At 65.6% G+C, this 14590-nt stretch carries 10 protein-coding genes; 9 read left to right on the top strand and 1 reads right to left on the bottom strand.

Annotation, left to right across the window (positions count from 1 at the left end; genetic code table 11):
* The first annotated feature begins 170 nt into the window (after positions 1-170).
* The 9 genes from HMPREF1136_RS03655 to HMPREF1136_RS03615 all read left to right on the top strand — a co-directional run bounded on the left by HMPREF1136_RS03655 (position 171) and on the right by HMPREF1136_RS03615 (position 12605).
* On the top strand, positions 171-920 hold the full coding sequence (locus HMPREF1136_RS03655) for a DeoR/GlpR family DNA-binding transcription regulator (RefSeq protein ID WP_009647975.1): 750 nt from the start codon (positions 171-173) through the stop codon (positions 918-920).
* Positions 921-930: 10 nt separating this feature from the next.
* Positions 931-2271, top strand: a complete 1341-nt coding sequence (locus HMPREF1136_RS03650) for a dihydrolipoamide acetyltransferase family protein (protein ID WP_009647978.1) — start codon at positions 931-933, stop codon at positions 2269-2271.
* Positions 2272-2287: 16 nt separating this feature from the next.
* The gene (gene lpdA / locus HMPREF1136_RS03645; protein ID WP_009647974.1) at positions 2288-3655 is read left to right on the top strand and encodes a dihydrolipoyl dehydrogenase; all 1368 of its coding nucleotides are present in this window, start codon (positions 2288-2290) and stop codon (positions 3653-3655) included.
* Positions 3656-3685: 30 nt separating this feature from the next.
* Positions 3686-6139 carry an alpha-ketoacid dehydrogenase subunit alpha/beta gene (locus HMPREF1136_RS03640; RefSeq protein ID WP_009647980.1) on the top strand — a complete coding sequence of 818 codons (2454 nt, stop codon included), beginning with the start codon at positions 3686-3688 and terminating at the stop codon, positions 6137-6139.
* 160 nt (positions 6140-6299) lie between these two features.
* Positions 6300-7619 carry a PHP domain-containing protein gene (locus HMPREF1136_RS03635; protein ID WP_009647976.1) on the top strand — a complete coding sequence of 440 codons (1320 nt, stop codon included), beginning with the start codon at positions 6300-6302 and terminating at the stop codon, positions 7617-7619.
* A gap of 27 nt (positions 7620-7646) precedes the next feature.
* Complete coding sequence (locus HMPREF1136_RS03630) at positions 7647-8669, top strand: SDR family NAD(P)-dependent oxidoreductase (RefSeq protein ID WP_009647972.1); 1023 nt, start codon at positions 7647-7649, stop codon at positions 8667-8669.
* A gap of 106 nt (positions 8670-8775) precedes the next feature.
* On the top strand, positions 8776-10377 hold the full coding sequence (locus HMPREF1136_RS03625) for an alcohol dehydrogenase catalytic domain-containing protein (RefSeq protein ID WP_009647979.1): 1602 nt from the start codon (positions 8776-8778) through the stop codon (positions 10375-10377).
* 274 nt (positions 10378-10651) lie between these two features.
* Positions 10652-11539: a hypothetical protein gene (locus tag HMPREF1136_RS03620; RefSeq protein ID WP_009647981.1), complete on the top strand. Its 888-nt coding sequence runs from the start codon at positions 10652-10654 to the stop codon at positions 11537-11539.
* 250 nt (positions 11540-11789) lie between these two features.
* The gene (locus HMPREF1136_RS03615) at positions 11790-12605 is read left to right on the top strand and encodes a hypothetical protein (protein WP_009647973.1); all 816 of its coding nucleotides are present in this window, start codon (positions 11790-11792) and stop codon (positions 12603-12605) included.
* A 90-nt stretch (positions 12606-12695) separates the two neighbouring features.
* On the opposite strand, the gene HMPREF1136_RS03610 is transcribed toward HMPREF1136_RS03615, so the two are convergent.
* On the bottom strand, positions 12696-14150 hold the full coding sequence (locus HMPREF1136_RS03610; RefSeq protein ID WP_009647977.1) for an alanine/glycine:cation symporter family protein: 1455 nt from the start codon (positions 14148-14150) through the stop codon (positions 12696-12698).
* Between the last annotated feature and the right edge of the window lie 440 nt (positions 14151-14590).

Genomic DNA, 14590 nt, shown 5'->3' with positions numbered 1-14590 from the left:
AAGGCAATGTGGCTTTGATTCGACGAGTGTATGAACATGTGTGCCGCTGTGGTGCACGGCTGGGCGACTCATTAATGTGATGTTGCATGCTTTCGTTTAAATGACTATTCTGTCCTTAACGAAAGTGAAAGCGGCAGAAGGTTGTCGCGAATGCATTGAGAGGTGAAGACATGGGACGTGCAGAAGAACGCACGAACTACATCCTGGATCGCCTCGCCCGCGAGGGTGAGGTGAGTGTCGCCCAGCTCGCCTCCGACCTGGGGGTTTCGCCCGTCACCGTGCGTGCCTCGCTGAAGGTCCTCGATGAGCAGGGTTACCTCGTGCGCACCCACGGAGGGGCACGCCCCACCACCTTCCGCAACATCCACCTGCGCCAGAATGATCGCGTCGATCAGAAGGAGCGCATCGCCCGGGCCGCCGCGGACATGATCTACGACGACGACCGGATCATGATCGAGGCCGGCACCACCTGCGCCCTCATCGTCAAGTACCTCACCGGCAAGCGCGGAGTTCAGGTTCTGACCAACTCCGTCCTTGTTTTCGCAAACGCCCGATCCAACCCGAACCTGAACATCACACTGACGGGCGGGCACTTCCGCGCCGAGTCCGAGTCCCTCGTGGGGCCGGTCGCCGAGCGCGCTATCAATGACTTCAACGCGCGCGTTGCGTTCCTCGGAACGGACGGCTTCAGCGTTGATCGCGGCCTGACCACCCAACTCGTTGAGGGTGGGCAGGTTGGTTCCATCATGCGCACACGCGCACAAGAGACGTGGCTGCTCGCAGATTCCTCCAAGTACGGGGAAGCCGGCTTCGTCACCTTCATGGGGATCGACCAGGTCACCGGAATCATCACCGACGATGAGATCCCCGAAGAATCCATCAAGGAATTGGCCGAGCGCACGAAGCTGCGCATCGTCTAGGAGGAATTACATGGCCACCATCGTGGTGATGCCCCAGCTGGGCAACTCTGTTGAGTCATGCATCATCGTCGAGTGGATGATCGCCGAAGGCGACAGCGTCGCCGTCGACCAGACCCTCGCGTCCATCGAGACGGACAAGTCGACGATGGAGGTCCCCTCCACCGCCGAGGGCACCGTCCTGAAGCTCCTGTGGGAGGAAGGCGACGAGGTCCCCGTCAAGGATCCGCTCATCATCGTCGGTGAACCCGGAGAAGACATCTCCGGCCTCGTGCCCGGCGGTGACGCCGCACCCGTCGAGGATGCACCCGACAAGGCAACCACCGCACCCGAGCAGGCTGCCCCCGCCTTTGCCACCGAGCGAGCCACCGGCGCGGTCTCCCCACGTGCCCGCGCCCTGGCCGCCTCGGCGGGCCTGGATGCCTCGACCATTACCGAGGGTTCCGGCCCCCACGGTCGCGTCATCGAGCGTGACGTCGCCGCCGCGATCGCTGCAGGTCCCGTCCTGACCTCCGCCGCGCGCGCCGCCGGTGTCCAGGCCACCGAAGGCACCGGCATTGGTGGCCGCGTGAGCGTTGCCGACGCCGGCCGAACGCCCGAGGCCGCCCCGGCCTCGTGCCCCGTTGCCTCCGCCCCTGCGGGTGCCGATTACCCCGGTGCCTCGACCTCCGCCCCGCTCAAGGGTGTGCGCAAGGTCGTCGCCAAGCGCATGATGGAGTCCCTGACGACCACCGCGCAGCTGACCCTCAACACCACCGCGAACGCCGCCGGCATCCTCGCGATGCGCAAGAAGGTCAAGAACGCCGACCCGGCTCTGGGCCTGGGCAAGATCACGCTCAACGACCTGGTCTGCTTCGCCGTGTCGCGCACCCTGCCCAAGTACCCCGTGTTCAACGCCCACCTTGAGGACGGTGTACTCACCCAGTTCGAGCAGGTCCACCTCGGCTTCGCATGCGACACCCCGCGCGGCCTCCTCGTCCCCGTCATCCGCTCCGCGCAGGCCCTGGGCCTCAAGGCGTTCTCCGACGAAGCCAAGCGCCTGGCCGGCGGTGCCATCGACGGCACCATCGCCCCCGACTTCCTGAGCGGCGGCACCTTCACGGTCTCCAACATCGGCTCCTTCGGTATCGAGACCTTCACCCCCGTCATCAACCTGCCCCAGACAGCCATCCTGGGTGTCGGCGCAATCACCCCGCGCCCGGTCGTGGCAGCCGACGGCACGATCGGCGTGGAGCAGCGCCTCAACCTGTCGCTGACGATCGACCACCAGGTCATCGACGGTGCGGACGGCGCCCGGTTCCTGCGCGACCTGGTCGCCGCCATCGACAACATCGACGTGACGGTCCTGGCCTGAGGAAAGAGAAATACTCATGAGTGACACGCATTTTGACGTCATCGTCCTCGGCGCGGGCCCCGGCGGCTACCTGGCCGCCGAGCGCCTCGGGCACGCGGGCAAGAAGGTCGCCCTCGTCGAGGAACAGTACCTGGGCGGCACCTGCCTGAACGTGGGCTGCATTCCCACCAAGACCCTGCTCAACGGCGCGAAGAACTACCTGCACGCCAAGGAAGCCAGCCAGTTCGGCGTGGACGCCAGCGGCGTTGCCGTCAACTGGACAAAGATGCAGGCCTGGAAAGATCAGGTCGTTAAGGGCCTCGTCGCGGGCGTTGCAGCCACCGAGCGTAAGGCGGGCGTCACCGTCATCAACGGACGAGGCCACCTCGACGCCCCCGGTCGCGTGACCGTCGAGGGCACGACCTACACCTCGGACCACGTCATCATCGCCACGGGTTCCGTGCCGGCCATGCCGCCGCTTCCCGGCACCCAGGACAATCCGGCGCTGGTGGACTCCACGGGCATCCTGTCCCTGCCCGAGGTCCCCTCCCGCCTCGCGATCATCGGCGGCGGCGTCATCGGTGTCGAGTTCGCCTCCCTGTACTCCACCCTGGGTTCGCAGGTGACCGTCATCGAGATGGCCCCCGAGATCCTGCCGTTCATGGACGACGACCTGGCCGCCAAGGCCCGCGCCGCCATGAAGGACGTGACCTTCGAGCTGGGCTGCCGCGTCGAGTCCCTTGACGGAGGCACCGTCCACTACTCAAAGGGCGAGAACAAGTTGAGTGTCGAGGCCGACGTTGTCCTCATGGCCGTTGGCCGCCGTCCCGCGACGGCGGGCTGGGGCGCGCAGGAGGCTGGCCTCGAGATCAACCGCGGCATCGTCGTCGACGATACGATGCGCACCAATTTGCCCAACGTGTGGGCTATCGGCGACGTCACCGGACGCTCCCTCCTGGCGCACGCCGCCTACCGTATGGCGGAGATCGCCTCGGCGAACATCCTCGATCCGACCGCGAAGAAGCGCGGCGAGGTCATGCGCTGGCACACCGTCCCGTGGGCCGTCTTCTCGATCCCCGAGGCCGCGGGCGTCGGTCTGACCGAGTCCGCCGCTCAGCGAGAGGGCCGTGAGGTCCTCGTCGCCAAGGTTCCCGCCCTCATGTCGGGCCGCTTCATCGCCGAGAACGGTTTTAAGGCACCCGGTGAGGCGAAGATCCTGGTGGACCCCACGACCCACCAGGTGCTGGGCATCCACGTGCTGGGCGCGTACGCCGCCGAGATGATCTGGGGCGCGCAGGCCGTCCTCGAGATGGAACTGACCGTCGAGGACCTGCGCCAGGTCGTCTTCCCGCACCCCACTGTTTCCGAGGTCATCCGCGAAGCCGCGTGGGCCGTCAAGCTCTAACGAATAACTACATCAAGGAAGAGTAGAACAATGACTCAGTCTCTTATCATCGACCCCAATGAGGTGCGTCGCCCGGGATACGTGAAGTTCCCCGAGGTCCCCGTCAACCAGTACACCTTCGACCGTGAGACCGAACTCGCCCGCTACGGCGAAAAAGGCATGGTCCAGATGCTCCACGACATGATCGTCGTGCGCACCTTCGAGTCGATGCTCGACTCCATCAAGAAGACCGGCGCCTGGCAGGGCATCGAGTACAACCACCGCGGCCCCGCCCACCTCGGCATTGGCCAGGAGAGCGCCTACGTCGGTCAAAGCTTCGTTCTGTCGCCTGAGGACTTCATCTTCGGCTCCCACCGCTCGCACGGTGAGATTCTCGCCAAGTGCTACTCGGCCATGCACCAGATGGACGAGGGCCAGCTTGAGGGCATCATGAAGGGCTTCCTCGGCGGCGAGACCCTGTCCTACGCCGAAAAGATCGGCTACAAGGACACGAAGGACCTCACCGAGAACTTCATCCTCTTCGGTGCCCTCGCGGAGATCTTCGCCCGCAAGTCCGGCTTCAACCGCGGCCTGGGCGGCTCGATGCACACCTTCTTCCTGCCCTTCGGTTCCTACCCGAATAACGCGATCGTCGGCGGCTCCGCCCCGATTGCGAACGGCGCGGCCCTGTTCAAGCGCATCAACCGCAAGCCCGGTATCGTCGTCTCCAACGTCGGTGACGCCGCCCTGGCCTGTGGTCCCGTGTGGGAGGCTCTGAACTTCGCGTCGATGGATCAGTTCCGCTCCCTGTGGCGCGAGGAGGACGGTGGCAACCCGCCGATCCTGTTCAACTTCTTCAACAACTTCTACGGCATGGGTGGTCAGACCTTCGGCGAGACCATGGGATATGAGATCCTTGCCCGCGTGGGCGCGGCCCTCAACCCCGAGGCCATGCACGCCGAGCGCGTTGACGGCCTCAATCCGCTGGCCGTTGCGGACGCGACCACCCGCAAGAAGAAGATCCTCGAGGAGGGCCGCGGCCCCGTCCTCATGGACACCATCACCTACCGCTTCTCCGGCCACTCGCCGTCGGACGCTTCCTCCTACCGCACGAAGGAAGAGGTCGAGCTGTGGGAGCAGGTTGACTGCATCAAGGAATACTCGAACCTGCTCATCTCGAACGGCCTGACCACGCAGGACGAGATCGACGGTTACGCGGCCTCGCTGACCGACAAGCTGGTCAAGGTCCTCGAACTGGCCATCGACGACGACGCCACCCCGCGCGTCGCGGACGGCTACATCGACACCGTCATGTTCTCCAACGAGAAGGTCGAAGCCTTTGACGACGCGACCCCCGAGATCGACCTTGAGGACAACCCGCGCGTCAAGGCACTGGCCAAGAAGGTGCGTTCTTCCGTCGATGAGAACGGCAAGCCTGTCTCCAAGATGCGCATGTACCAGTTCCGTGACGGTCTCTTCGAGGCGATGCTGCACCGCTTCAAGACCGACCCGACGATGGCCGCATGGGGCGAGGAAAACCGCGACTGGGGCGGTGCCTTCGCCGTCTACCGTGGCCTGACCGAGGCCCTGCCGTACCGTCGCCTCTTCAACTCGCCCATCGCCGAGGCCTCGATTGTGGGTGCCGGCGTCGGCTACGCGATGGCCGGTGGCCGCGCGGTCGTTGAACTCATGTACTGCGACTTCCTGGGCCGCGCCGGCGACGAAGTCTTCAACCAGATGGCCAAGTGGCAGTCGATGAGCGCCGGCCTGCTCAAGATGCCCCTCGTCCTGCGCGTGTCCGTGGGTGCCAAGTACGGCGCGCAGCACTCCCAGGACTGGAGTGCACTCGTCGCCCACATCCCGGGCCTGAAGGTCTACTTCCCGACCACCCCGACCGACGCGAAGGGCATGCTCAACCTGGCGCTTGCCGGAACCGATCCGGTCGTGTTCCTGGAGAGCCAGAAGCTCTACGACAAGGGCGAGGACTTCGAGCCTGGCGGCGTGCCCGAGGGCTACTACGAGACCGAAGAAGGCGAGCCGGCGATCCGCCGCGAGGGATCCGACATCACGATTGCTGCCTACGGCGCGACCGTGTACAAGGCCCTCGAAGCCGCCGACGTCCTAGCTGAGAAGTACGGCCTGAGCGCTGAGGTCATCGACCTGCGCTTCGTCGCCCCCCTGAACTACGACAAGCTCATCGCGTCCGTGAAGAAGACCGGTCGCCTCGTCCTCACCTCGGACGCGGTCGAGCGTGGATCCTTCCTCAACACGGTTGCCGCCAACGTGCAGACCCTCGCCTTCGACGCGCTCGACGCGCCGATCGCCGTCGTCGGCTCGCGCAACGGCATCACGCCCGGACCCGAGCTGGAGTCGTTCTTCTTCCCGCAGGTCTCCTGGATCCTCGACGCGATTCACGAGCGCATCCTGCCCCTGCCCGGCCACGTGCCCACCACGAAGCACGCGACCGAGGCTGAGATCGCTCGCCTGAACCGCGAGGGCCTCTAACAAGCACTGGGGACGGGCTGCTCCCCCTTTCCGGCCCGCCCCCGTCCGAGGCTCGCATTCCCTGACGCGAGCCACGCGAGGCCGGGGCAACCTCCTCCTCACCTGAGCCCCGGCCTCGCGCCCCTTCCTTTCTCCACATTTTTCTCCACCCAACGAAGAGATGGCAGAACCCATGGACATCACCAACGACCCGGCCGCCACCCCGGCCCAGCGCATCGAGGCGCTGCGCGTCGTCGCAGCCGACGAGCACTTCCCGAGCTGGGTGCCCGAGTCGAACAACCACATCCACACGTGCTTCTCCTTCAGCCCCTACACGCCGACGCACGCCGCGCTGCTCGCGCGCCGGGCAGGCCTGCGCGTCGTCGGCTCGGTGGACCATGACTCCATTGGCGCGGCGGCTGAAATGAGCGAGGCCACGTCCGTCCTCGGCATGGGTTCCGTCACGGGCTTCGAAATCCGTGCCCGATTCGGTGAGGGCACGCCGCTAGCTCAGCGCAAGCTCAACAACCCCGATTCCGTGGGCGTGGCCTACATGACTGTCCAGGGCGTGCCCGCACCGGCACGCGAGAAGGTCGCCGAGTGGCTTGCTCCGGGGCGCGCTGCCCGCCTGGAGCGCACGCTCGCCATGGCAGAGCGAGCCAACCAGATCCTCACCGACCTGGGTCTGGAGCCCTTCGACCCGCAGGCCGATATGGTCGGCATCTCGCAGTACGCAAACGGCGGCGGAATTACTGAGCGTCACCTGCTTGCTGCCATGGCCTCGGCCCTGATCCGCGGATTCGGACGCGGCCCGGCGCTGACCGAGGGCCTGGCGCAGATGGGCGTCGAGATTCCCGCGTCCCTGGCCGCCGTCCTGTCCGACGCCGATAACCCGCACCTCATGTACGACCTGCTGGGCGTCCTGAAAGCCAACTACCTGGATCGCATCTACATCCAGCCGACCGACGAGCTGCCGAGCGCGGCCGAGGTCGTCGCTTTCGCCGACTCGGTTGGCGCAATCGCCACCTACGCCTACCTGGGCGACGTGTCCGCCTCGCCGACGGGCGACAAGAAGGCTGAGAAGTTCGAGGACGACTTCCTCGATGAGCTCTTCGAGCACATGGAGTCCATCGGCCTGCGCGCCGTCACCTACATGCCCCCGCGCAACACCCCCGAGCAGCTGGCGCGCATCCACGTGCTCGCGGCAGCCCACGGCATGCTCGAGATTTCGGGAGTGGACATCAACCAGCCCCGCCAGTGCTTCACCTGCGAGGAGCTGCGCCGCCCCGAATTCGCCGACCTCAACGAGGCCACGTGGGCGCTCGTCGCGCACGAGGCCCTGTCCTCCGTGGACCCCTCCCTGCACCTGCTGGGCCGCACGGGTCGCCTGACCCCCGAGGCCCTGGCGGAGCGCATCAGCGAGTACGCGCCCCTGGGCCGCGCGATTGCCGACGGTGAGGACGCCGTCGCTCTCGCCGCCCGAGCAACATCGATCAACTGACGAACGCGTCGAGAAAAGAGAACCATCATGAGTAACGCTCCCGAGGTACGCGGCCTGTTCCTCAAGGCCCTCGGTCGCCCGGTCATCGTGGCCCCCAGCGAGGCCGAGCCGACCGTCACCTTCGACGGCCCCCTCGCCGAGGTGTGCCCCTGCTCTCTGAAGGAGACGGAGCTTCCCGTCGTCGTGCGGGTGGGGGAGGAGACCTACGAGGTCCGCCCGACCCGCACCGGCGAGCGCACCATCAACGGCCGCGTCGCCCTCGTCACGGGCGGTGCCCAGGGCTTCGGTGCTGAGATTGCGCGAGGCTTGGTGGACGCCGGTTGTTTCGTGTACGTCGCTGACCTGAACGGTGAGGGCGCGGTCGCGAAGGCAGCCGAGCTGGGCGGCGAAGGCGTCGCCCACCCGATCACCGTCAATGTCGCCGACGAGGACTCCGTGGCCGCGATGGCCGCCGAGATCGAGCGCGTCACGGGCGGCCTTGACCTGGTCGTGTCCAACGCGGGCATCGTGCGCGCCGGCTCCGTCCTTGAGCAGGACGCCTCGGCATTCCGCCTGTCGACGGACATCAACTACGTGGCCTTCTTCCTGGTCACCAAGCACCTGGGTCAGCTGCTGGCCCGCCAGCACTCCACCGCCCCCGAGTGGCTGACCGACATCATCCAGATCAACTCCAAGTCCGGCCTGGTCGGCTCGAACAAGAACGCCGCCTACGCGGGTTCCAAGTTCGGCGGTATCGGCCTGGTCCAGTCCTTCGCCCTCGAGATGGTCGCCCACGGCGTCAAGGTCAACGCGATCTGCCCCGGCAACTTCTACGACGGGCCGCTCTGGTCCGACCCGGACCGCGGTCTCTTCGTCCAGTACTTGAACTCCGGGAAGGTCCCCGGTGCCAAGACGGTCGCCGACGTCAAGGAGTTCTACGAGGCGAAGGTCCCCATGCACCGCGGTGCCCAGGGCATCGACGTCCTGCGCGCGATCTTCTACATCGTCGAACAAGAGTACGAGACCGGCCAGGCCGTGCCCGTCACGGGCGGCCAGGTCATGCTCTCCTGACACCCTCTCGAGGCCGGGGACCCAGGGTAGTCACGGTCCCCTCCTCGGGTACCCCGGCCTCGTCCCTCTCGTTCCCACCATCGTTTTCCCAGTGAAGGAGTCAGTCATGACCCAGGTTCCCTCCACCCAGTACGCCATCCAAATTGTCGGCAAGGAGGAGTTCGTCGTTAACCCGGCGAAGCCCGTCGACCCCGTCGGCCCGACGCAGATCCTGCTCGAGGTTGAAGCCTGCGGCATCTGCTTCTCCGATACGAAGCTGCTTCACCAGTTCGATAGCCACCCGCGCAAGTCCGACGTCGTGGCGGGCATCGATCTGGATGCGCTGAAGGACATTCCGTCGTACCACCCGAATCAGGAGGCGGTGACTCCCGGCCACGAGCCCGTCGTCCGCGTCGTGCAGGTCGGCGAGGCCGTCACCCACTTCAAGGTTGGCGACCGTCTGCTGGTCCAGGCGGACTGGAAGCACCTGCGCACCGCGAAGTCCAACGGTGCCTTCGGGTACAACTTCGATGGTGCCCTCGAGGAATACGTCGTCGTCGACGAGCGCTGCGTCGTGTCCCCGGACGGGGAAGAGTACCTGATCCACGTGTCGGAGGGGCCGTCGGCCGCCGCCGTTGGCCTCATCGAACCGTGGGCGACCGTCGAGGGCTCCTACGCGTGGGCCGAGCGCGATCATGTCGCCGACGGCGGGCGCCTGCTGGTCGTCGGCGAGGGCGACATCGATGCGCTAACCGCCGAGCATAAGCCCGCCGAGGTTGTGCGCGTTGCCGCTGAGGAGCTTGAGGGCGTCGAGGGAGAGTTCGACGACGTCGTGTTCTTCGGCTCGGACGCCGACGCCATCGAGAAGGCCGCTCTGCTGATCGGCACCCGCGGCACCATGTGCGTCGTCCTGGGTGGCGCCGCGATCTCTCGTAAGGTGTCCCTGGACATCGGACGCGTCCACTACGACTTCATCCGCTTCTGCGGCACAACGGGCTCGGATCCGCGCGAGGGCTATGCCTGGATCCCCGCCAACGGCGATCTGCGAGAGAACGACCGTTGCGTTTTCGTCGGTGCTGCCGGCCCGATGGGCGTCATGCACACGATGCGTGCCGTCACCTCGGGTGTCCCCGGCATCTCCGTCGTCGGCACCGACCTATCGGACGAGCGACTGGCCAACCTGACAAAGGTTGTCGGCCCGACCGCCGACAAGAACGGCGTGCCGCTGGATATCATCAACACCGCCTCGACGCCCCTCGAGCACGGCTACACCTACGCGACGTGCCTCGTGCCCGTCCCGGCGCTGGTCTCCCAGGCCGTCGACCTGCTGGCCCAGGGCGGCATCCTCAACGCGTTCGCGGGCATTCCGGCCGGCACGTTCGGCGATTTTGACCTGCAGGGCATCATCGAACGCCAGATCTTCATGCTGGGCACCTCCGGCTCTGATGTGTCCGATATGCGCACGGTGCTGCGCAAGATCGAGGACGGCGTCATCGACACCACGATCTCCCTGTGGGCAGTTACCGGCATGGCGGGCTTCGGCGACGCCATCAACTCGGTCATCAACCGCACGTCGGGCGGCAAGATCATGGTCTTCCCGATGATGCACGACCTGGGCCTGACCCCCGTGTCCGAGCTCGCCGAGAAGCTGCCGACGGTCGCCGCGAAGCTCGACGCCGCCGGCCTGTGGACCAAGGAGGCCGAGGAGGCGCTGCTCGCCACGGAGTAAGCGCGCGCTCGCGCGATAGGGCCCCGGCCTCGTTCATGTTCCTGGGACGAGGCTGGGGCACCCTTGTGCCTCGTGCGCCGGGTGCCGGTGGGTGCGTTCGCGGGCGGAGGAGGTGATCGCGGTGCTGGCGGAGCCGCCGCGGTCTTGGTGGTGGCAGCGTCGGCGGCCGCTCCGCCCGTTGTGCAGGAAGTTTCTCGCGAAAAGCGCCCGCGGCTGTCGACTTTCTGTCATCATGGGTGTCACAAGCGTTGCGCGGCGGAACAAGGAGGTTACCGTGAGATTCGACGATTGTGTGACAAATGAGGGCTACGTGGCGTTGCAGGCGTGGCTGGTCGGCCAGCTGGACCCGCGCACGCCGCACGCGGCGGACCTCTTTGCGCAGGACAGCGAGTGCCTCTACGATGCCTTCCTGTCCGTGCTCATTGGCACGGGGCTGGGATTCATCGCCTACGACGACGATCGCACCCATCATGGGCTCTACGCTTTCGACTTTTTCGTGGGCGACAGCAAGGTGCCGCCGCGAGACAAGGGCGTTGATGGGCAGAGGGCGCCCGGCATGGCGGGGGAGTCTGCCACGGACGCCGCCGGCCGCGCGATGTGCCACGCGATCGTCGACACGTGGCTCGGTGACGTGGGCAGGCACATCCCCTTCGTGGCATCTGTGATTGCCTCCGTGGCCACGCTCGAACTCGTCGCCGATGTGCGCGTCGACGAGTGCGTCTTCGAGCTCGACCTGCCCCCGGACTACGCCCGCTCCACCGCAAACAAACCGTGGGAAGACGGCAGCCTGCTAATCGGTGCGCTCGATTTGTCCCTGGTTTCCCCCGGTCCGCTCATCCACGTCGAGGCGAGCCCGCGATACAAGGGACAGACGCCGAGGCTCAGGCACTGGTGGTTGAGGTCGTCGGCGAGCCCGCGATACAAGGGACAGGCCCTGTCCCCCTCGGGCTTTACCGAGGCCTTGGCCTCGTCCGTGCAGATGGGGCTCTCTGTGGAGTCCTCCATGGCCTCCGGCACCGGAGTGACTGCCGCTCTGCGCGCCCCGCACGGGGGCCCTGAGATGCTCGGGTGGGCCGCCGACGCAGTGGCTCGAGCCCTGTCCGCGTGCGGGCACACCGGGGGAGTGCAGATCCGAGCGCGCTTCGTACGTGTGCCGGCGTAGTATCCGACCGACGCGCCGTCGCGCATAACGAAGCCCCGGCCTCGTTCATGTTCCTGGGACGAGGCCGGGGCATCTTTGTGCGCGTCGCTCTCGTTTGCGCTGGTTGGGGAAGACGACGTCCCTCTGCGGCCTGGGCCGCCGCCGCGCGGTCTCCCTGGTACTCGGATTTGCTCGCGAAAGCGGCCCCCGCACGCCATCGTTTCTGTCATAGTGGTGTCAGGCGTGCGCTCGTCGGAACGAGGAGGTTGCCGTGAGATTCAACGATTGCACGACAAACGAGGGCTACGTGGCGCTGCAGGCGTGGCTGGGCGGGCAGATGACCCCGCGCGCACCCCACGCGACGCAGCTGTTTGCCGAGGACCAGGAATGCCTGTACGACGTGTTCCTCTCCATGCTGGTCGGAACCGGAATGGGGTTCGACGATTTCGACGACAACCGCGCCCATCACGGGCTCTACGCCTTTGATTTCCTTGTCGGAGACGTGGAGATGCCCTCCGCCTTGCCGTTGTCCGCGGCGGATGTTGACGGCCAGGTGGACGAGGCCGGGGGAGGCTCGGCGCTGTGTCACGCGCTCGTCGACACTTGGCGGGGGAGCGTGGGGCTGCGCGTTCCCTTCGTCTCTGTCGTGTTGGCTGCCGCATCCACGCTGGAACTCGTCGCCGAGCTGCGCGTCGACAGCTGCGTGTTCGTGTTCGACCTGCCTCCCGGCTACGCGGCTGATACGGCTCCCATGCCCTGGGAGCATGGTGGGTTACCCATCGGTTCCGTTGATTCCTCGCTGCTTGTTCCAGGCCCGACCATCCGCGTCGAGGCGCACGACCCCTCCTCGCGCTCTCCTCTGACGTCGACAGACTTTGCGGCGGCGCTGGGCAAGAGCGTCGAAATGGGCCTCGTCGTTGGCACTGCCCAAGCCTCCGATAGCGGCGTGTCCGCGCTCCTGCGGGCTCCGCACACCCGCCCCGAAATGCTCGGCTGGGCCGCTGACGCGGTGGCTCGCGCCCTGTCCGAGTGCGGGCATGTCGGTGCTCTCCAGATCCGCGCGTGGCTGGGCGGTTCCCCGGCCTAGGACCCGACCTCTGCGCGTTTATCGCGTGAAACAACCCCGGCCTCGTCACGATGGACGAGGCCGGGGCAAAGCCAGTCGGGGAGCGCGAACTCAGGCGCTCACCGTCGCGCCGGACTGATCGGAGGCCGGAGCCTTCTTGTCCTGCCAGTAGTCCAGCTCGGAGGGATCCAGACCAATCGAGGAGGCGGTAAACTTCGGGTCCAGGCCCTCCTTGCGCTGCGCCGTGTAGTCGTTCGCGCAACGGACGGCGATGCGACCGAGGATCACAATCACCGGCAGGTTGATGAGTGCCATGAGGCCCATGAGGATGTCACCCAAGCTCCACGCGACCTCGAACTTCAGCAGCGCACCGCAGAAGACCAGGGCAGCTGCCACGAGGCGGAAGGCCGTCAGCATCCACTGTTCCAGCTTGATGTTGCGCAGCAGGAAGCGGAAGTTGACTTCGGCGTAGTAGAAATTGCCCACCAGCGTCGTGAACGCGAACAGGAAGAGTGCCAACGAAATGAAGACCTGCGCGATCGGTTGGCCGAGCACCGTGGCCATCGCGTCCTTCACGAGGGGAGCGCCGGTGACGCCGCCGTCGTCACCGACACCCGAGGAGAGGACCACGAACGCGGTGAAGGTACAAATGATCATCGTGTCGATGAAGACCGAGAGCATCTGAACGAGGCCCTGCTTGGCAGGGTGCGACACGGAGGCGGAGGCTGCGGCGTTCGGCGCGGAACCCACACCGGCCTCGTTCGAGTAGAGGCCACGCTTGATGCCGAGCATCATCGCAGAGCCTGCGAAACCACCGAAAATCGCCTTGAAGTCGAAGGCTCCCGAGAAGATCGCGGAGAACATCGCGGGGATATTGTGGTAGTTGAAGACAATGACAACCGCGCCCACACCCAGGTAAATGATCGCCATGATCGGGACGAGGAAGCCGGTCACGTCGGTCAGACGTCGAGTGCCGCCCAGGATTGAGCCGGCCATCAGGACCGCAAGGACGCCGCCGACGGCCCAAGGAGTCCACTCGTTCGCCCAGGAGTACTGCGTGAACGTGTCGGCCACGTTGAAAGAAGCGAGCAGGTTGAAGCCGCCCATGTAGGTCAGAATGAGCATGACAGCGAAGAGATAGGCCAGCCAGTTCTGCTTGAGTGCCGTCTGGATGTAGTAGGCCGGGCCACCGTAGGAGTGGTGGGGTCCGCGCTTCTTGTAGATCTGTGCGAGCGTCGACTCGATGAAGGCGGACGCGCCTCCAATCGTCGCGATGACCCACATCCAGAAAACAGCGCCAGCGCCACCCGCCGTCACTGCCGTCGCGACGCCAGCGATGTTACCGACGCCCACGCGCGAGGCCGTGGAGACCATCAGCGCACGGAAGGACGAGACGCCGCCTTCTTTTTTCGGAGGCTCCATGACGACACGGAGTGCCTCTCCGAACATGCGGAGGGGGAGCGCGCGGGTGAAGACGAAGAAGTACAGGCCCACGCCGATCAGCAGTGCGACCAGTACGTAGGTGTACATGAAGTCGGAAATGGAGCCGAGAACGGATGCAATCATGGAAGTTCCTAGCATTGACGGATGCGGCGATGCCGCTCGGATGATGCGAGTATAGCCCCTAGGTCAACGCTTGGTAAAGTTTCAGGCAACAAATGAGATGGTCTTGGTATAAGCCCTGATCGGCATGCTGGATCGTCTTGCGAGATTGCGCGGCCTGGCACACATTTTATTTGATATTCTGTGTTCTGTGACATGAAAAGTGCTGAATTTTGGGCGTTTTGCGGGCAAAAATCTGCCGTAAAGCCCGGGATTCCGCGGAAAAGCTTCTGGGAGGCGAGCGGACCGTTATGATTTGACGGTCCGCTCGAACCTGCGTATTGTTTTCCTTGTTGCGCCGAACGGCAGCGAACGAAGCGAGAAGCTCGGGTCGCGGAAACATGGCGCGAATCGCCTATTGAGTGTGCGTGGCTTGTGCTGTGTGCGCTTGATTGTGTGGGTGT

Source organism: Actinomyces sp. ICM47 (assembly GCF_000278725.1).
Classification (GTDB): domain Bacteria; phylum Actinomycetota; class Actinomycetes; order Actinomycetales; family Actinomycetaceae; genus Pauljensenia.
This window is presented reverse-complemented; position numbering and strand designations above follow the sequence as displayed.

Coding starts and splice junctions, on each gene's coding strand:
- HMPREF1136_RS03655 (WP_009647975.1), top strand. CDS start 171: ATGGGACGTGCAGAAGAACGCACGAACTACATCCTGGATCGCCTCGCC.
- HMPREF1136_RS03650 (WP_009647978.1), top strand. CDS start 931: ATGGCCACCATCGTGGTGATGCCCCAGCTGGGCAACTCTGTTGAGTCA.
- lpdA (WP_009647974.1), top strand. CDS start 2,288: ATGAGTGACACGCATTTTGACGTCATCGTCCTCGGCGCGGGCCCCGGC.
- HMPREF1136_RS03640 (WP_009647980.1), top strand. CDS start 3,686: ATGACTCAGTCTCTTATCATCGACCCCAATGAGGTGCGTCGCCCGGGA.
- HMPREF1136_RS03635 (WP_009647976.1), top strand. CDS start 6,300: ATGGCAGAACCCATGGACATCACCAACGACCCGGCCGCCACCCCGGCC.
- HMPREF1136_RS03630 (WP_009647972.1), top strand. CDS start 7,647: ATGAGTAACGCTCCCGAGGTACGCGGCCTGTTCCTCAAGGCCCTCGGT.
- HMPREF1136_RS03625 (WP_009647979.1), top strand. CDS start 8,776: ATGACCCAGGTTCCCTCCACCCAGTACGCCATCCAAATTGTCGGCAAG.
- HMPREF1136_RS03610 (WP_009647977.1), bottom strand. CDS start 14,150: ATGATTGCATCCGTTCTCGGCTCCATTTCCGACTTCATGTACACCTAC.